The organism is Zunongwangia sp. HGR-M22, from assembly GCF_027594425.1.
Taxonomy (GTDB): domain Bacteria; phylum Bacteroidota; class Bacteroidia; order Flavobacteriales; family Flavobacteriaceae; genus Zunongwangia.
This window is the reverse complement of the sequence record NZ_CP115159.1, coordinates 1,400,075-1,420,287: the sequence shown is the minus strand read 5'-3', so window position 1 is coordinate 1,420,287 and position 20,213 is coordinate 1,400,075. Positions and strand designations below refer to the sequence as shown.

Annotated in this window: 11 protein-coding genes; 5 read left to right on the top strand and 6 right to left on the bottom strand. The window is 36.2% G+C overall.

Annotated elements, in window-relative coordinates; genetic code table 11:
- Window positions 1-92: 92 nt before the first annotated feature.
- The 6 genes from PBT91_RS06240 to PBT91_RS06215 all read right to left on the bottom strand — a co-directional run bounded on the left by PBT91_RS06240 (window position 93) and on the right by PBT91_RS06215 (window position 9,749).
- Complete coding sequence (locus tag PBT91_RS06240; RefSeq protein WP_270060915.1) at window positions 93-1,943, bottom strand: glycoside hydrolase family 13 protein; 1,851 nt, start codon at window positions 1,941-1,943, stop codon at window positions 93-95.
- A gap of 173 nt (window positions 1,944-2,116) precedes the next feature.
- Complete coding sequence (locus PBT91_RS06235; RefSeq protein ID WP_270060914.1) at window positions 2,117-4,228, bottom strand: glycoside hydrolase family 97 protein; 2,112 nt, start codon at window positions 4,226-4,228, stop codon at window positions 2,117-2,119.
- Between the two features lie 10 nt (window positions 4,229-4,238).
- Entirely contained in the window at window positions 4,239-6,530 is a 2,292-nt protein-coding gene (locus tag PBT91_RS06230; protein WP_270060913.1) for a glycoside hydrolase family 65 protein, read from the bottom strand.
- 8 nt (window positions 6,531-6,538) lie between these two features.
- Window positions 6,539-7,198 (bottom strand): beta-phosphoglucomutase, encoded by a 660-nt coding sequence (pgmB, locus tag PBT91_RS06225; RefSeq protein WP_270060912.1) that lies wholly within the window; start codon window positions 7,196-7,198, stop codon window positions 6,539-6,541.
- Between the two features lie 19 nt (window positions 7,199-7,217).
- On the bottom strand, window positions 7,218-8,588 hold the full coding sequence (locus tag PBT91_RS06220) for an MFS transporter (RefSeq protein WP_270060911.1): 1,371 nt from the start codon (window positions 8,586-8,588) through the stop codon (window positions 7,218-7,220).
- A gap of 141 nt (window positions 8,589-8,729) precedes the next feature.
- Window positions 8,730-9,749, bottom strand: coding sequence for a LacI family DNA-binding transcriptional regulator (locus PBT91_RS06215; protein WP_270060910.1), 1,020 nt, complete (start codon window positions 9,747-9,749; stop codon window positions 8,730-8,732).
- 235 nt (window positions 9,750-9,984) lie between these two features.
- On the opposite strand from PBT91_RS06215, the gene PBT91_RS06210 reads away from it, so the two are divergent.
- The 5 genes from PBT91_RS06210 (at window position 9,985) to PBT91_RS06190 (ending at window position 20,122) form a co-directional block, all read left to right on the top strand.
- On the top strand, window positions 9,985-12,921 hold the full coding sequence (locus PBT91_RS06210) for a SusC/RagA family TonB-linked outer membrane protein (protein WP_270060909.1): 2,937 nt from the start codon (window positions 9,985-9,987) through the stop codon (window positions 12,919-12,921).
- A 9-nt stretch (window positions 12,922-12,930) separates the two neighbouring features.
- Entirely contained in the window at window positions 12,931-14,562 is a 1,632-nt protein-coding gene (locus PBT91_RS06205) for a RagB/SusD family nutrient uptake outer membrane protein (RefSeq protein ID WP_270060908.1), read from the top strand.
- A gap of 13 nt (window positions 14,563-14,575) precedes the next feature.
- Entirely contained in the window at window positions 14,576-15,721 is a 1,146-nt protein-coding gene (locus PBT91_RS06200; RefSeq protein WP_270060907.1) for a SusF/SusE family outer membrane protein, read from the top strand.
- Window positions 15,722-15,772: 51 nt separating this feature from the next.
- On the top strand, window positions 15,773-17,212 hold the full coding sequence (locus tag PBT91_RS06195; RefSeq protein WP_270060906.1) for an alpha-amylase: 1,440 nt from the start codon (window positions 15,773-15,775) through the stop codon (window positions 17,210-17,212).
- A 357-nt stretch (window positions 17,213-17,569) separates the two neighbouring features.
- Window positions 17,570-20,122: an adenosylcobalamin-dependent ribonucleoside-diphosphate reductase gene (locus tag PBT91_RS06190; RefSeq protein ID WP_270060905.1), complete on the top strand. Its 2,553-nt coding sequence runs from the start codon at window positions 17,570-17,572 to the stop codon at window positions 20,120-20,122.
- Window positions 20,123-20,213: the final 91 nt, after the last annotated feature.

Here is a 20,213-nt window from a genome sequence, read left to right as displayed (position 1 = left end):
TTATAGTTTGTAAACGTGAGGATTGAGTTTGAAGATTTTCTTTAAAAATTTAATAATTAAACTTATCCTCACTCAATATTGATCCCTATTATTTATTGTAATTGAATTAACATGGCGTCCTGAGCCTTAATGCGTAAAGTTTCATTTAGCTGAATGTTTTCTCCGGAAATAATTTCCTTCCCAGATGTCGAATCTTGGATTCCTTCAGCATAGTTTTTAAGATCTAAAATCTGGTCTTCAGCACTGTTATTGATTATCACCATTACACTGTTTTCATCATTATATCTGAAATATATGTAGACATTTTTTTCAGGTAAGAACTGAAGCATCTTTCCAAATTGCAGCACTTCATTTTCTTTTCTGAAATTCAACAATTTTGAAGTGAAGTCAAAATATCGATTTTGAATTTCTGTTCTTCCTTCCGCAGTAAAAGCAGATTGCTCATCGCCTTCCCAACCACCGGGAAAATCTTGTCGAATCGCACCATCACCTTTAGCTTTATCGCCACGCATTCCTATTTCATCTCCATAATACAATTGCGGCGTCCCTCTTACGGTAGCAATCATTGTTATCGCCATTTTGTATTTCTGGAAATTACCCTCAGAAATTTCATTAAATCTACCGGTATCGTGATTCCCCATAAAAACCATTAAATTATCGGTATCAGCATATAAAAAGTCGTTTACAAAATTCTCGTAAGCCTTTATCATTCCCCGATCCCAGCTGGCGTCTGGTTCATTAAACATCGACGTCATCGCATCATGCAAGGTAAAATCCATTACCGATGGTAAATTAGAATTGTAATCCTGAATCGCACCAATCGGGCTATCTTTTTGCCAGTAACTAATTTGCGCCTGATCGTGCATCCAAACTTCTCCAACAATATTAAAATATGGATATTCATCCATAATCGCTTTTGTCCATTTTGCAATACCTTTTTTATCATTATACGAATAGGTATCTACCCGAAAACCGTCTAATCCTGAATATTCGATCCACCAGATTGCATTCTGAATCAAATAATTTAACACTAACGGATTACTCTGATTCAAATCTGGCATTGTACCGGTAAACCAACCATCCACACAATAGGTAAAATCACGTTCCGACTTATGCGGATCGTATTGTGTGGTGATTCTATAATTTGAGTTTTCGTAACCCGGAAATTGATGTATCCAATCGTAAGTTGGCAAATCTTTAATCATCCAATGCTCGCTGCCCCAGTGGTTGGTTACATAATCCATAATTAACTTCATATCTTTTTGATGAAGTTCATCAGCTAAGCGTTTATAATCTGCATTGGTTCCGTAACGAGGATCGATTTTATAAACATCGCTTTGCGCGTAAGTGTGATATGAATATCCGGCATCATCGTCAGCTAATAAAGGCGTACTCCAAAGTGCTGTAACACCAAGATCATCTAAATAATCTAAATGATCGATAATACCCTGAATATCGCCACCATGGCGCCCACCTTGCTTAGAACGATCGGCTTTTTCCTGCATTTGTACTGAAGAATCATTTTCTGGATTTCCATTAGCAAAACGATCGGGCATAATTAAATAAATCGCATCGCTGGCATCAAAACCTTCTCGCAAAGCTGAACCTTCGGCTCGTTGTTTTAATTCAAAAGTTTTTGTGATGGTTTTTTTTCCTTTTTTACTGAAGGTAAATTCGTAATCTCCAGCAGCAATATCGCCTGAATTGATGGTTACAAACACATAATTTAAATTTTCGGTTTTGCGAATAGTATTGATGACTACTTCATCTTCTGAAGTAACTTCGTACGTACCGATATTTTTTCCGTAGAACATGATCTGAAGTTCTTGCAGCTTCATATCGCTCCACCAAAAAGGTGGTTCCATTTTATCGATTTGCGCTTGTATTACTCCTGAAAATAATAGCAAGAGTGCAACAAGACTAAGGCTTATATTTTTTTTCATTATTTACGTTTTAGCTAGCATTTTTTCTTCCTAAACTTCGGTTTATACATTTAAGCAATTTGTAGATCGTATAAATTCTCTTAAAATAAATCGTTTTTAAAGCACTATCCCGGAGCAAGCCCGGGATAGTATTTTTCTAATTTTATTTTTTGAAAACTTATATTTTAAAAAGACTATTCTTTCTCGAAAATACTTATGGCATAACCTCCGCCCGGTGCAGAAGTCAGTTTTAAAGTAGTTCGGTTGGTCACTGTTTTTTTAGTGATTTTGTAGGCTTGTGGATTGGTTTTATAATGCGCATTCTTAGCATCGGCATAAATAATGGCTTCATATTTTTTACCATTTTCTAAGAAATCAAGTTTGATTTTTGAAGTTCTTGATTCATTTCCATTCACATTTCCTACAAACCAATTTCCGGTTCCTTTTGCTTTCCTAGCAATCGTAATATAATCACCCGGTTCAGCTTCTAAATACAAACTCTTATCCCAATCTACCGCAACATCCTTTATAAACTGGAAAGCATCTGGAAAACGTTTATAATTTTCAGGAAGATCAGCAGCCATTTGTAACGGACTGTACATGGTTACATACAAGGCTAATTGATTGGCAATGGTAGCATTTAAATGAGAATTGTTATCAGGATTTAATTTACTAATATCCATTTCAAAAATACCCGGTGTATAATCCATAGGACCGCCAATTAAACGTGTGAATGGTAAAATAGTAACGTGATTAGGATTAGAACCACCAAAAGCTTGATATTCGGTTCCCCTAGCCGACTCGTTTCCTATTAAATTTGGCCAGGTTCTACGTAATCCGGTAGGTCGAGCAGCTTCGTGGGCATTTACCATAATTTTATAATCAGCTGCTTTTTTAACCGCATACAAATAGTGATTAACCATCCACTGACCGTAATGGAATTCTCCACGTGGGATAATATCGCCTACATAACCGCTTTTAACCGAATTGTATCCATATTTTTTCATAAACTGGTATGCTGTATCTAAATGACGTTCGTAGTTTCTTACCGAACTCGAAGTTTCATGATGCATCATCATTTCTACACCTTTCGATTCAGCGTATTCTTGAATTTCTTCTACATCAAAATCTGGGTATGGGGTTACAAAATCGAATACATAATCTTTCGATTTTCCAAACCAATCTTCCCAACCTTCATTCCATCCTTCAACTAAAACGGCATCAAAACCATTTTCAGCAGCAAAATCTATATATTCTTTTACGTGTTTAGTATTCGCTCCATGAGTTTTATTAGGTTCTACTTTAGAAAAATCGGTTTCTCCTAATTTTACCGATGGCAGCTCATTGGTATAATTCCAACTACTTTTACCGGTAATCATTTCCCACCAAACACCAATATATTTAATCGGTTTTATCCAAGAAGTATCATCAATTTTATTAGGTTCGTTTAAATTTAAGGTAATATTAGATGCTAAAATATCTCGTGCATCATCGCTCACCATAATGGTTCGCCAAGGCGAAACTGCCGGTGCTTGAATATACCCTTTGTTACCTTGTGCGTCTGGAGTTAACCAAGATTCAAAAATTAAATTTTTATCATCTAAGTTTAAACTCATTAACGAATACTCTTTTAAAGCAGCTTCATGTAAATTAATATACAAACCCTCTTTAGTTTTCATCATTAAAGCAGTTTGTACTCCGGTTTTAGAAAACTGTGTTTGCGAAGCATTAGAAGTCACTGCTCCATCAAACTTATCGCGTATTTCGGTTAATTTGGATTTTGTATAATCATACTCCTGCGTATCGTAATCTCCGGGAATCCAAAAAGCGGTATGATCGCCCGTCATAGCAAATTGTGTATGCTCTTCTTTAATCACAAAATACACTAAATTTTCTTGCTGAGGAAATTCATATCGAAAACCTAAACCATCGTTAAATAACCGGAACCGAATAATCATTTTTCGATCTTCTAATGGCTGATTTAACGTCACTGCCAACTCGTTATACTGATTTCGAATTTCAGATTGTTCACCCCAAACCGGTTTCCAGGTTTCATCAAAAGTTGACGTTTCTGTATTGGTAACTTCAAAAGAGTTTACTAATGATGTTTTATCATCTTTAAGTTCTAAACCTAATTTGCTGGGTTTTATAACTTCCTTGCCTTTATAAAAAAGTTGGTAGGTAGGAGAACCATCATCCTTCAAATTAAATTTCATTTTAAAATTATCGTCCGGCGACGATAATTCTTGCGACATCCCTAGCGCCGAGGCCAAAAAAATACTTACTACTACTAAAAAATTTCTCATAATTATATACTTAGGTGTTTTGGACATTTATTTCTTTTCCATTAAGCAAAATGCTTAATGGTTTATTTCCTTCAACCAAAAATGTGGTCTGTTTTTGACCAATATTAATGGTTACAATCTGATTTCTGAAATTCACTTTAAAACTAAAGCTTTTCCATTGTTTCGGCAATTTTGGGGTAAACGATAATTTTCCATCCACAACACGCATTCCTCCAAAACCTTCTACAATACTCATCCAGGTTCCCGCCATGCTCGTAATGTGGCAACCTTCTTTTACTTCGTGATTATAATCGTCTAAATCTAATCGAGAAGTCCGTAAATAAAAAGTATAGGCCTGTTCCATTCTACCCAGTTTTGCGGCCTGAATACTATGTACACAAGGCGATAACGAAGATTCGTGAACAGTAATAGGTTCGTAGAAATCGAAGTGCTTTTCTAGGTTTTCTTCGGAAAAATGATCTTCAAAGAAATAGAATCCCTGAAGCACATCGGCCTGTTTGATGTAGCAACTTCTTAGAATGCGATCCCAACTCCAATTTTGGTTAATTGGACGCTGGTTTTTTGTAAGCTTGCTAACCGGCTCAATTTCTTTATCTAAAAAACCATCTTGTTGAAGATACACGCCAAATTCTTCAGAATACGGGAAATACATATTATCAGCTACATCTTTCCACTTCGCAATTTCTTCTGAATTTAAATTAGTTTTGGCTAAAATTCGAGCATGATCATCCGCATATTCCGCTTTAATTTTCTCGATATTTTCGATACAATATTCGATACACCATTTCGCTAAATAATTAGTGTACCAGTTATTGTTTACATTATTTTCGTATTCGTTTGGTCCGGTAACGCCAAGAATTACATATTTATTTTTGTTTTTACTGAAGTTTGCGCGTTGCTGCCAAAATCTTGCAATCGCGATCATTACTTCCAGCCCCATTTCTGGCACATAACTGTAATCTCCTGTAAATCGAACATAGTTATAAATGGCAAAAACCATGGCTCCGTTACGGTGGATTTCTTCAAAAGTAATTTCCCATTCGTTATGGCTCTCTTCTCCATTCATGGTTACCATCGGGTAAAGCGCCGCTCCATTAGTAAAGCCTAATTTTAGTGCATTTTCTATTGCCTTTTCTAAATGATTGTAGCGATACGTCAACAGGTTTCTAGCCACCTGCTGATCTTTGGTTGCCATATAAAACGGAATACAATACGCCTCGGTATCCCAATAGGTGCTACCGCCATATTTCTCGCCGGTAAATCCTTTAGGACCAATATTTAATCGTTCGTCTTTTCCTAAATAAGTTTGATTTAGTTGAAAAATATTAAACCGAATTCCCTGTTGCGCCTTTACATCACCATCGATGGTGATATCGGCCATTTCCCAGATTCTTGCCCAGGCTTCTTTTTGCTCCTGAAGTAATTTTGCAAAACCTGAAGTTGTCGCTTTTTGCAATACATTTTTTGCCGCTTCAATTAACGAATCTTGCTTATGATTCATATCGGTTACATAACCGGCATATTTTTGAAGCGTAATTTTTTCACCTTTATTTACTTTAACAGAATATGAAATACTTACCTGATCTTCGGCTTTTTCTACTTCACCTTCAATCTGAAGTTTTTCACCATTCAAAGTGATTTCAGATTGCATATAAGTGCCAACATGATATTCGGTTTTTAGGGTTTTAGAGACTACAAACGCCTGATCATTTATAGCCTTAACTTCTAAAGTCTGCCAAAAACGCTCTTCCCAGTTAGCGTCACGGTTGGTGATCCCGCCATCCAGATAAGGCGTAAATTTTACTACCGCATCGGCATTTAGCACCTCAACTTCGTAGTTTATAGCACCTAACTCGTCGTCGACAATAGAAAGGAAACGAGTTGCGATTACTTTTACTTCAAGATCGTTTGGCATCACCGCAACAAAACTTCGTTGGTGATAGCCTTCTTTCATATTTAATTCGCGCACAAAATCTTTTACCGCTTTACAGGTATTAAGATCTAAAGCTTCTTCGTTTATAGCAACATTAATTCCTATCCAATTTGGGGCATTTAAAACCTTAGCAAAATATTCGGGATAGCCGTTTTTCCACCAACCCACTTTTGTTTTATCGGGATAAAAAACACCGGCGATATAATTTCCCTGAAAGGTGTCGCCAGAATATTGCTCTTCAAAATTGGCACGTTGCCCCATGGCGCCGTTACCAATACTGAATAAACTTTCTGAAGATTCGACGCGCGTGGCATCAAAACCCTCTTCTATAATGGACCATGCATCTGGTTTAATATAATCCTGATTCATTCGTTATTTTATTTATTTTGGAGTAGATTTTTTAAAAATTCAATCGAGATCTCTGTAAAATCAATGAAGATATAATCGGCTTCATAAAGTGTTTTTTCTTCGCCAATCCCAATGCTTATCATTTCACCTTTGTTCGCTGCCTGTACTCCGGCCACCGAATCTTCAAAAACGATACAGTTTTGCGGAGCGATATTCAGTTTTTCAGCAGCAATTAAGAAAACTTCAGGATCTGGTTTCGCTTTGCTTACGTCTGTACCATCTACAATTGCAGCAAATCCATCCTTTAAGTCTATTTTTTCTAAAATATGACGTGCATTTTTACTCGCCGATCCTAATGCATACGGAATGTTATTTTCTTCTAAATAATCCAAAACTTTTTGCACTCCCGGGAGCACCTCTCCTTTATCCATCTTATTTACATAAGACAGGTAATTCTCGTTCTTTAACTGCATTTGGCGATTAAACTCTTCTTCTGAAAGTTGTTTATTTCCCCAGTTCAGTATCTTTTTTAGCGAATCTACCCGGCTCACTCCTTTTAATTCTTCATTCTGCTCTTTGGTAAAATCGAAACCCAAATCATTAGCCAGTTTTTTCCAGGCTAAAAAATGGAATTTTGCAGTATCTACGATTACACCATCAAGATCGAATATGATAGCTTTTTCACTCATTTTAATGTTTCTTGAATTCTTAGTTAGTAGCAATATTAGATGAGACTTCTTCGTCATCGTCGTCTATTCTAAGGGTTAGAATCGCGGCAATAATAAAGGCAACACCACTCATCATTAGCGCATAAATAGGATCACCGCCATAAAGGTATTTTACCATTGGACCACCTATAAGCGCATTTATTATCTGCGGCACCACAATAAAGAAGTTAAAAATCCCCATATAAACACCCATTTTTCGAGGTGGTATCGCTCCGGCTAAAATAGCATAAGGCATCGCCAGAATACTAGCCCAGGCAATACCAATACCAACCATGCTTAAGATCACCCAATTTTCATCTGGCATTACATAGATAGAAAGCAAACCTGCTCCACCAATAAGTAATGAAATAATATGTGTTTTTTTACGGCCTACTTTTTTGGCAATTACCGGTAAGAAAAACGCAAAAACTGCAGAAACGGCATTATAAACTCCAAATAAGATACCAACCCAATCCGCTGCATCCTGATACGTCTCACTACTAGAATCTGAAAGTGGCAAACCATAGATATGATGCGCAATTGCCGGGGTAGCAAATACCCACATTCCAAACAATCCAAACCAAGAAAAAAATTGCACCCAGCTTAGCTGACGCATCGTGTGTGGCATTTTTACAAAATCGGTAAAAATATCGGTGATCTTAGATTTCTCTTCATCTGGAACTACTTCATCTGGTTTATCTTCCTGAGCGTGAAAATGCTCTAATTCTTCTGGGCTGTATTCTTTAGTTGTACATACTGTAATTAAGATGCTTACAATTAAAACCACAGCACCAATAATAAAAGATAAAAGAAGATTTAAAGGAATCTCCCCTTCCGCAGCTCTATTTGTAAATCCAAACCAATTGGTTAATACATAAGGTAACCATGAGCCTACTACAGCTCCAATTCCAATTAGTACTGTTTGAATACTAAAACCTAAGGTTCGTTGATCACTTGGAAGGTTATCGGCCACTAATGCTCTAAATGGCTCCATGGCTACGTTAAAAGACGCATCCATTATCATTAACATGCCGGCACCAACCCATAAGGATGGCATAATTGCGGTAAATAAATCGGCATTTGGCATTAAAACCAAACCAATGGCGGCCAATATTCCACCTGTTAAGAAAAACGGTCGGCGTCTACCCAATTTGGTCCAAGTGCGATCGCTATAATAACCAATGATAGGTTGAACGATCAAACCGGTAACAGGAGCGACGATCCAAAACCATGAAAGATGTTCGACCTCTGCACCAAAAACCTGAAGAATACGGCTTGCGTTAGCATTTTGCAATGCAAAGCCCATTTGAATTCCTAGAAAACCGAACGTCATATTCCAAATTTCCCAGAAACTTAATTTGCGTTTCTGCATATCGTAATTTTAAATGGTTACGATAAGCACTAAGACTTATCAAAACTTAATTTAGGTAGGAAGTAAAAATATAAGCTTTGATAAATTAACTAATTTGGGGATAAATATAATTAATAATTTAAAAATTGCTGCATTAAATCACTACTTTGTTGATTCGCGTTCTATTAAACCTGTATCTACGATGATAGTTTTATAACTTTCTTCTTCGTTAGGTGATTTTTCTAATTTTTCAATTAATAATCTTGCTGCTTCCTCTCCCATTCTACTCCCATGCTGACTAATAGTGGTTAAACTGGGAATAAAACGTTTCGACAATTCACCATCAGTAAAACCGATAACCTGAACATCATCAGGAACTTTTTGTCCTTTTTCCTGAACCGCACGTACAGCATCTGCTGCAAAATGTTCGTTTACGGCAAAGAGCGCATCAAAATCTCCTTCTTTTATAAAAGCTGAAATTTCCTGCTCTACCTCTTCCATATTCTCTATTTTCAGAATATTTCTTTCAATTACATCAAATCCATTTTCTTTAAGCGCATCGGTATATCCCTGAGTTCTTAATTTACCCACACTAATATAATCTACGGTAGAGATAATCCCTATATTTTTGGCTCCTTTATCAATAAGACATTGAACTGCCTTTTTCGCTCCTTTTATATCATCAATGATAACCTTGTCTGACGGAATTTGTTCTACCGAACGATCAAAAAGCACTAAAGGCATTCCCTGATTAACCACTTCGGTTAAATGATGATAATCCTCTTTTTGCATGGTTTCTTTAGCCACAGAAACTATAAAACCATCGATACTACCATTGGCCAGCATTTCCATATTCAATACTTCTTTATCAAAACTGTTGTCTGAAAGGCAAATAATAACACTATAACCACGCTCATTTGCCACATGCTCAATTCCGCTAATAACCGTAGTAAAAAAATGATGAATGATCTCTGGAATAACAACACCTATGGTTTTTGTTTTTCGATTTTTAAGACTTAGCGCAATATTATTAGGTTTATAATTATATAATTTGGCAAATGCCTGTACTTTTTTTCTGGTATCTTCCCCAATTTCAGGACTATCCCTTAAGGATTTTGATACGGTTGAAATTGAAACATCTAATTCTCTTGCAATTTGCTTTAAAGTAAGTTTTGGCCTCATAATATTAAATCTACATGATTTGCGCTCTTCCAATATTCCAAAAATACTATAAAATCATAGTTTCTTTTACGATTTAGAGATTTTCCGGGCGTAAAAGAGAAAAGTTTTCAACACTACAACGTTGTAGTGTACTTTCATTGACATATCCTCAAAAAAAGAAGATAAAATTTATATAATTTTAACCACAGGAAGTAAAAATATAAGATCTAACAAGTAAAATTAGATATTGAAATTTATGAAAACGATTACTAAAGGAATACTAGGTTTACTTTGCTTGTTGCCTATCCAGTTTTTTGCTCAGGAGCAAGTCTCGGGAACAGTTACAGAAGCCGCTACAGGAATGCCTGTTCCCGGTGCAAACGTGATAGTGAAAGGAACCTCTAACGGAACGATGACCGATTTTGACGGTTTATACACTATCGAAAACCTTGTAGTTGGAGATACCATTGCCTATTCTTTTCTTGGCTTTGAAACCGAAGAAATTGAATTTACCGGACAGAACGAAATTAACGTGTTACTAAAAGAAAATCAGTCTCAATTAGACGAAGTGGTAGTTGTAGGTTATGGTACCATTCGTAAAAAAGATGCAACTGGGGCGGTGAATCAAATTTCTACTGAAGATTTTAATAAAGGACAGGTTAACACCGCAAGCCAGTTAATAACCGGTAAAATTGCTGGTGTAAATGTAACTTCTGGTGGTGGTGCGCCAGGTGAAGGTCAAAATATTAATATTAGAGGTATTGGTTCTATTTCTTTAAATAGTTCGCCATTATTTGTTGTAGATGGAATTCCATTAAATAATGAAAGCATAGGAGGATCCAGAAATCCATTAGACTTTATAAATCCTAATGATATTGAAAGCATGACGGTTTTAAAAGATGCCTCTGCTACAGCAATCTATGGATCTAGGGCTGCTAACGGTGTAATTATGATTACCACTAAAAAAGGGAAAGGCCAAGAGTTTAAATTCAATTATTCTAGCGCTACTACCTTGTATCGTCCTACCGATTATGTTGATGTTTTAAATGCAGGTGACTTTAGAGAACTTGTAACCCAGATTGGTAGCGAATCGGCTATCGAATTATTAGGAGACGCAAACACAAATTGGCAAGATCAAATTTATAAAGACGCAATAGGTTTTGAGCATAATTTCAGTACTACCGGTAATATAGGTGGTTTTATGCCAACCCGGGCTTCTGTTGGTTATACAGATCAGGATGGAATATTAGATTCTGATAATTTCTCCAGAACAACTGCTTCGTTAAGTTTACGCCCTTCATTTATGGATGGTCACCTAAAAGTAGAAGTAAATGCCAGAGGAATGTATACTGAAAATACTTTTGCAAATAAAGATGCTATTGGTGCTTCAGTAGATTTCGATCCTACTCAGCCAATTTATGACGAAGCTTCTCCATTTGGTGGTTACTATACATGGCTAAACTCTGAAGGTTATCAGCAAAACCTGGCTCCCACCAATCCTGTAGCTTTGTTACGCTTTAAAGACGATACTTCAGAAATTAGAAGATTTATAGGCAATACCAAAGTAGATTATCGTCTTCATTTTTTACCTGAATTAACCGCTACCATAAACATTGGTTTAGATAAAACCAACAGCCATGGTCGCGTAATTACTTCTGAAGAGATGCCATCTTCAAATACCGACTGGGAAGGTTCTTTTACCAATTACGAAAATGAATCTACCAACAAATTATTAGATGCATATCTTACTTACGATAAAGATTTTAACGATAAAAACAATCTTAAATTAGTTGGAGGATACTCTTACCAGAGCTTTGAAACGCATAAATTCGATTATAATAGTTTACGCGAAAAAGACGGATTAAATCCTAATACCATAACTAAATATAAAAGTGTTCTATTATCGTATTTTGGTCGCGCTAATTATAATTATGACGATAAATATCTAGTTACCGCCACTTTACGAGCAGATGCTTCTTCTAAATTAAATCCTGATGACAGATGGGGCTATTTTCCTTCAGTAGCTTTAGCCTGGAATATAAGTAATGAGAACCTTTTCAATACTGAAAAGATCAATCAATTAAAACTGCGCATAGGTTACGGGGAAATTGGGAATGTAAATGGTTTGGGCGATTACAAGTATTTAACTCGTTATAACAAAAGTATTGCCGGGGCCGATTATCAACTAGGTGACAATTATTATCAAACCTATCGACCAGAACCTATCAATAAAAATTTACGTTGGGAAGTAGGAAATACGCTAAATGCCGGGATTGATTATGCTTTTTTTAATAGCCGCATTTCAGGATCTATTAACGCGTATATCAAAACAACTCAAGATTTAATTAGTAATGTAACAGTAGATCCTTTCACTAATTTTTCAAACAGAATTGAAAGCAATATTGGCGACATGGAAAATAAGGGGATTGAATTTGAATTAAATGCCATTCCTATTCAAACTGAAGATTTTACGTGGAATATTGGCTTCAACATGGCTTTAAATAAGAACGAAATTACCAATTTACCAGATCAAGTTGAGGTTGGTGGTATAGATGGCGGTACTGGTAACACGGTTCAACTTCATAAAGAAGGCTATTCACCGTTCAGTTTCTGGGTGTATAAACAAGTTTATAATGAAGACGGGAAACCTATCGAAGGTGCCTATGTAGATCGTAATGGGGACAATCAGATTACAGAAAAAGATAAATACTTATATAAAGATCCGTTTGCAGATATTACCATGGGCTTCAATACCAACCTGAATTACAAAAATTGGGACTTGGCAGTGGTTACAAGAGCTAGTTTAGGAAATTATGCATACAACAACATGGCTTCTAGCCGTGCTTATGAAACGAAAGCCACAATAAATGGAATTTTAAGTAATCTACATCGTGATTATTATTCAACAGGTTTCAAATCCTTAACCGATACTAATTTAAGAAGCGATTACTACGTTCAGGATGCATCCTTCTTTAAGCTCGATAATATTACCCTTGGTTATACTTTCAATCAAATTTTTGAAGATTCTAATCTACGCGTTTATGGTTCTGCTCAAAATGTGCTTACCGTTACCGATTACGATGGTTTGGATCCTGAAATTTATATAGGTGGTGATTTTCCAACCACGGGTATCGATAATAATTTCTACCCAAGACCACGAATATATACTATAGGTGTATCTCTTAATTTTTAAAAAAGACTTATGAAAACGATAAACTTGATAAAAAAATTGATGCTGGCCCTACCTATTACGCTGCTGGTATCCTGTCATGACGATCTGGATCAAGATCCTAAAATAGATCCTAATAATTTTACTGAAAATGATGTTTTCGCAAATGCAGATGAAGCAAGAGGTGCAATAGCCAAATTGTATGCAAGTTTAGCATTAACCGGCCAGGAAGGCCCTTCTGGAAAACCTGATATTACAAGTATCGATGAAGGTACTTCACAATATTCCAGAATGCTTTTTAATCTGAATGAATTAACTACAGATAATGCTGTGGTTAGTTGGGGAGATCCAGGTTTACCAGACCTTCACGCCATGAACTGGGAAGCGGGAAACATTTTTACCACCGCAATGTACTATCGATTAGCACAAGAAGTTTCTTTTTGTAATTCGTTTATTAATAATGCAGAAAGTTTAAGCGATAATAGCGAAGTTGGGTACTACATTGCAGAAGCTCGTTTTTTACGTGCCTTTGCCTATTATAACCTTATTGATTTATATGCGAATATTCCAATAGTAACTGAAGTTTCTACTGCTCTTCCTGCCCAAAATTCTAGAGAAGAGGTGTTTGATTTTGTGGAATCTGAATTATTAGATATTCAAGATCAATTAAAAGAAAGCGGTGCTAACGAATATGGCAGAGTAGATCGCGTTGCAGCATGGGCTTTACTTTCTAAATTATATTTAAATGCTGAAACATGGGTGAATGAAGACAGATATACCGATGCTATAGCTTATGCCAAACAAACCATAAATTCTTCTTACGCTATAAACACAACAGATGCTAACGGAAACGGATCTGCTTATGACGAATTGTTTCTTGCAGACAACAATAGTAATGGCGCCCAAAAAGAATTCATCTTTGTATTGAATTTTGATGGAAATAACTCTAGAACCTATGGCGGCACAAGCTTTTTAGTACATGCTGCTATTGGCGGATCGATGACAGCCTCAGACTATGGTGTTAACGGTGGTTGGGAAGGTTTAAGAACTACTAAAGCATTAGTATCTAAGTTTGATTATGCGATCACCGAGACCGATGAAGATGGTAATCCTATAGCCTGGAACGATAAAAGAGCTATGTTCTATACCGATGGTCAAAACCTTGAAATTAATACCATTGCAAATACTTTTAGTGATGGTTATGCCGTAGTAAAATTCAGCAATATAGACAGCCAGGGAAATAGTGGTAGTGACGAAGCAGGTAATTTCACAGATACCGATCTACCTTTAATTAGATTAGCTGATATTTATTTGGTATATGCTGAAGCTGTTACACGCGGTGGTTCGGGTGGAGATTTACAAACCGCTACTAATTATATTAATGAGTTAAGAGAACGTGCTTTTGGTAATAACACCGGAAATATTTCTTCTTCAGATGTTAATTTAGACCTTATTTTAAACGAAAGAGCTCGAGAATTATATTGGGAAGGACAGCGTAGAACAGATTTAATACGTTTCAATAAATTCACCTCTGCCAATTACTTGTGGCCATTTAAAGGTGGTATTCGCCCGGGAACTTCAGTTTCAGAATATAGAGAAATATTTCCCCTTCCAAGCAATATCATTTCCATAAATCCAAATCTTACACAAAACTCAGGATACTAAAATATTTAAAACTATGAGAAATTTTAAATACCTTTTAATCGCATTTTTAGGAATCTTCACTACTTTTTCTTGCTCAGACGATGATGATTTTACATTTGTCGCAAAAGAAGATCCTAACGGAATTTTATTTACCAATTCCGCTGCTGAAGTTTATACTTTAGAAACAAATAACGCTAACAATCTGGCAGAACGTTTTGTTTGGAATGCAGTAGATTTTGGTGTTCAAACACCTATTAATTATGAACTACAGGGAGCTACTTCTTCTACTTTCGATACCATAGCTGCAATAAGTGATGGTAAAAGTACTAATGCAGCAGTTACGGTTAAAAACATGTTAGAACTGGCAAAAGATGCCGGTTTAGATAACGATCCAGATACAGAAGCACCAAACTCTGGCGAACTTTATTTTAGAGTTCGGGCCTATGCCGGCAGTAATGGTGGCGGCAACTTAGTGGAGCAATATTCAGATACCTTAAGTGTTATGGTAATGCTTCCGGAAAATACTGATGCTTTAGAACTAAAAAGAGAACTTTATTTGGTTGGTGATGCTACTGCTGCAGGATGGAGTAATGACAATAATAACACCCCTCTTTTTAGAGATGCTGAAAATGATGACATCTATTATTTTGAAGGAAGATTCGCAGGAGGTGCCGATGTTGAAGGATTTAAACTTTTAGAAAATTTAGGCCAATGGCAGCCACAATGGGGAATTTCAGAAGAATTAGTAACCAGCAGCGAGGTTTTAGGTGGCGATCCTAATGCATTTAAAGTTAATGAGGATACCTACTATAGTTTAATCGTAAATGTTTCAGATGGCACTTATTCTATGGAAACTCTTGCAACTAATGATGCACCTAGTTACACAAGCATAGGAATCATTGGTGACTCAACACCAGGTGGATGGGATGCCGATACCGATATGACGCAATCTGAATTTAATCCTCATATATGGTATATAAAAGATTTCGTGCTTAACGATGGTGAGTTTAAATTTAGAGCCAACGATGCATGGGATGTAAGTTGGGGTATCGCTTCAGCAGCAATTAGTGGAGAAACTAATTTAGGAGGTGAGAATATTACTGCAGCTCCAGGGACCTATAATATCTGGTTTAATGATCTAGATGGACGCTACTTATTAATTCCACAGGTTGAAGAATAAAAACTACTAATAAAAAGGCTGCGATGGCAGCCTTTTTTAACTTCTTTTCTTATGAAAAAAATTACAAGTATTCCTCTACTCTATTTTCTGATTTTGGCTCTTATATTTAGTTGTTCTTCAGATGATGATATGGTTCTAGATTCAGAAAATGATAACGATGTAGAGCAACCCGAAACAGTTTCAGCATTGAACTTATCAGATTACGATAATGGATCTCGAGTAATGATGCAGGCATTTTACTGGGATGTAGAACCAAGATTTGAATGGTGGAATACCATCGCAGAACAAATTAGCGATTGGTCTGAAAATGGGGTAGATCGTATTTGGTTACCGCCAGCAAGTAAAGGGCAATCAGGCGGATATTCTATGGGCTACGATCCTTCCGATTATTTTGATTTTGGAGAATATAATCAACATAGTACGATACCTACGCGATTTGGAACTCGTGAAGATTTAGAAAGCTTAATTGCTGAAGCGCATGAAAATAATCTGCAAGTAATTGCCGATATCGTTTTAAATCATAATTCTGGTGGTGGTTTAGAATACAATCCTTATCGTGAAAGAGATACATACACGCTTTTCGACGAAACTCATGGCAATGCTTCAGGAATGTTTAATAGAAATTACGAAGATTTTTATCCTAATAGCGTAAGCGAGTACGATCCGCCAAGTTTATTTTATCAAGAAACAAACTTAGATCATCACAGAGAGCGCGTTAAGGACTGGTTATGGAAGAATGAGAATTCTGTTGCTAAATACTATAAAAACGTGATGGGATTTGATGGCTGGCGTTTTGATTATGTGCTAGGTTTTGAACCTTTTGTAATTAAAAACTGGTTAGATGAAGTTGGCGGTTTTGCAGTAAGTGAACTTTGGGACGGCAATCCAGATGTGCTGCGAAAATTTATAGACGAAACTGGCAGTAGTGTATTCGATTTTTCAACATTCTATAAATTAGAAGAAGCATTTGATAGAAATGACGATCTGCAAATTTTAGAGAATGATATGCTATGGAAAACAAATGCCGATAAAGCCGTCACCTTTACTGCAAATCATGATACCGAAAAGGATGATGACGAGAACAACGTAATTGCTGCCGAAAATAAATTGAAAGCCTATGCTTATATTTTAACGCACCCCGGCTATCCTTGTATTTTTTATTCCGATTACAAAAATGAAGCGTTCCAGCAACCTATTCAGGAACTGATTAAAATTCACAATAGCTTAGCCATAGGTGATGTCACAATTTTACATGTAGATGATGACGAGTACATCATGAAACGAAACGGAAATGCAGAAAATCCAGGTCTAATTTTATACATCAACACTAGCGCTAATAATAAGCGCCGAATTGTAGCTTCAGATTGGGAAAATACGATTTTAATGGATTATACCGGCAATTCTGCTTTTCAACCCAAATCAGAAAATTCAGGAAACGTGAGTATAGAAGCTCCTGCAAATTCTTATGCTGTTTGGTCTATTATGAAATAAATTAAAAATTGGCAAAATTTAAAAACTTCAAATTGAAGCTGAAGTAGAAAAAAATCCGACATATTTTAAGTCGGATTTTTTTGTTAAAATTCATAGTATTTTCATTCAAAAAAGTACTTTTGCAATCTCAACATTCGTTAATAACGAATCTATTAAATACCTCCTCTACATAAAGCAAAAAATAGATGTTTTTTGTTCACTTCTCCTTTATTCAAAAACAAATAAATAACTGAAAAACAATTTATTAACAACTTATTTTTGATAACTTTTATCAACCAGAAGAACAAAAAATCCTTAATATTTATTTACTTTTATCGCTCTTAAATTTTAGTTTTTTCATTTAACCGAAGCGATTTTATGCCTGTAGATACAACACCCAAAAAAGCTACTACTTACACTCAAGACGAAGCTTTTAAAGCTTCTCTAGAATATTTTAAAGGAGACGATCTTGCTGCCCGTGTTTGGGTAAACAAATATGCTCTAAAAGATTCTGATGGAAATATTTATGAGCTTACGCCAAACGATATGCATCGCAGAATTGCAAAAGAGATTGCAAGAGTAGAGCAACGCTATCCCAATGCGATGTCTGAAGATGAAGTTTTCGATCTTATAAAAGATTTCAAATATATAGTACCCCAAGGCAGCCCTATGGCCGGTATAGGAAATCCTCACCAAATTGCATCGCTATCAAATTGTTTTGTTATTGGTAATGATGGAAGCTCAGATTCTTATGGCGGAATCATGAAGATAGACCAAGAGCAGGTTCAGCTGATGAAACGCCGTGGTGGTGTAGGCCACGACTTATCGCATATTCGACCAAAAAGTTCACCGGTAAAAAATTCAGCCTTAACTTCAACAGGCATTGTCCCTTTTATGGAACGCTATTCTAATTCTACTCGTGAAGTAGCGCAAGATGGCCGCCGTGGTGCTTTAATGCTTTCCGTATCGATTAATCATCCCGATTCAGAAGATTTTATCGATGCTAAAATGGAACAGGGTAAAGTTACCGGAGCAAATGTTTCTGTGAGAATTGATGATGAATTTATGAAAGCTGTAAAAAATCAAACAGCTTACACTCAAAAATATCCGGTTTTTAGTGAAACGCCTAAATTCAGTAAAGAGATTGAAGCAGAAAAACTTTGGAAAAAAATTGTGCATAATGCCTGGAAATCTGCTGAACCAGGGATTTTATTCTGGGACACGGTAATTAACGAATCGGTACCCGATTGTTATGCCGATCTAGGTTATAAAACTGTTTCGACAAACCCATGTGGCGAAATTCCGCTCTGTCCTTACGATTCTTGCCGATTGTTAGCCATCAATTTATTTTCTTACGTTGAAGATCCATTTACAGAGAAAGCGAAATTTAACTACGAGCTTTTCAAAAAACATATTAGCGCAGCTCAACGAATCATGGACGATATTATCGATCTTGAATTAGAAAAAATTGACGCCATTCTTGAGAAAATTGAAGCCGATCCTGAAAGCGAAGAGGTTAAAGGAGTAGAGCGCAATCTTTGGTTAAATATTAAAAAGAAGGCACAAGAAGGAAGAAGAACTGGTATTGGGATTACTGCTGAAGGTGATATGCTCGCCGGTTTAGGAATAAGATATGGCAGCGAAGAAGGTGTTGCTTTTTCGACCGAAATTCATAAAAATATCGCACTTGCTGCTTATCGTGCTTCTGTAGATGCTGCAAAAGAAAGGGGTGCTTTTACTATTTTCGATTCTGAAAGAGAAAAAGAAAATCCATTTATACTTCGATTAAAAGAAGCTGATGAAAAATTATACTACGATATGTTGGAACATGGTCGTAGAAATATCGCATTGCTAACCATTGCACCAACTGGTACTACTAGTTTAATGACGCAAACAACTTCAGGAATAGAACCTGTTTTCTTACCAGTTTACAAACGCCGAAGAAAAGTAAATCCTAATGATAAGGATTCTCGCGTTGATTTTGTAGATGAAGTTGGCGATAGCTGGGAAGAATATGTGGTTTTTCACCATCGTTTTAAAGAATGGATGAAAATTAATGGGCACGACATTGATAAAAACTATTCTAATACCGAGTTAGATGAATTGGTAAAAGCTTCTCCTTACTACCAAGCTACCAGTAACGACGTAGATTGGTTAAGTAAAGTAAGAATGCAAGGAGCTGTACAAAAATGGGTAGACCATTCAATAAGTGTTACAATTAATTTACCTAATGATGTAAGCGAAGAACTTGTAGGCAAATTATATCTGGAAGCATGGGAAGCGGGATGTAAAGGTGTTACGGTTTATCGTGATGGTTCCCGCTCTGGAGTATTAATTTCTAATGAAGACAAAAAAGAAGAAAAAAATGATACTCAAGGAATATTCCCCACTAAGCGTCCTCAGGTTTTAGAAGCTGACGTTGTACGTTTCCAGAATAATAAAGATAAATGGATCGCCTTTATTGGTTTGATCGATGGCAGACCTTATGAAATTTTTACCGGATTTTCAGATGATGAAGACGGTATTCTTATTCCTCGCTGGGTAAACGAAGGATTAATTATTAAAAATAGAAATGAAGACGGTTCTTCACGCTACGATTTTCAGTATAAAAATAAAAGAGGTTATAAAACAACCATAGAAGGCTTATCACATAAGTTTAATCCAGAATTCTGGAATTATGCAAAACTTATTTCCAGTACACTAAGACATGGTATGGCGATCGATAACGTGGTAAATCTTGTAAATAGCTTGCAGTTGGATACCGAATCTATTAATACCTGGAAAAACGGAGTCGCGAGAGCCTTAAAACGCTTTATCGAAGATGGTACCGTTGCGAAAAAAGAAAAATGTAGCAATTGTAATTCTTCGAATCTTATCTATCAGGAAGGCTGCCTAACCTGTAAAGATTGTGGTTCTTCCAAATGTGGATAAACAACTAAAAAGTTAAGTTATAAAAGAGCTGCCTAATGGCGGCTCTTTTTGTTTTTGGTTCACTCCCCCTAACCTTCTGAAAATTTAATAT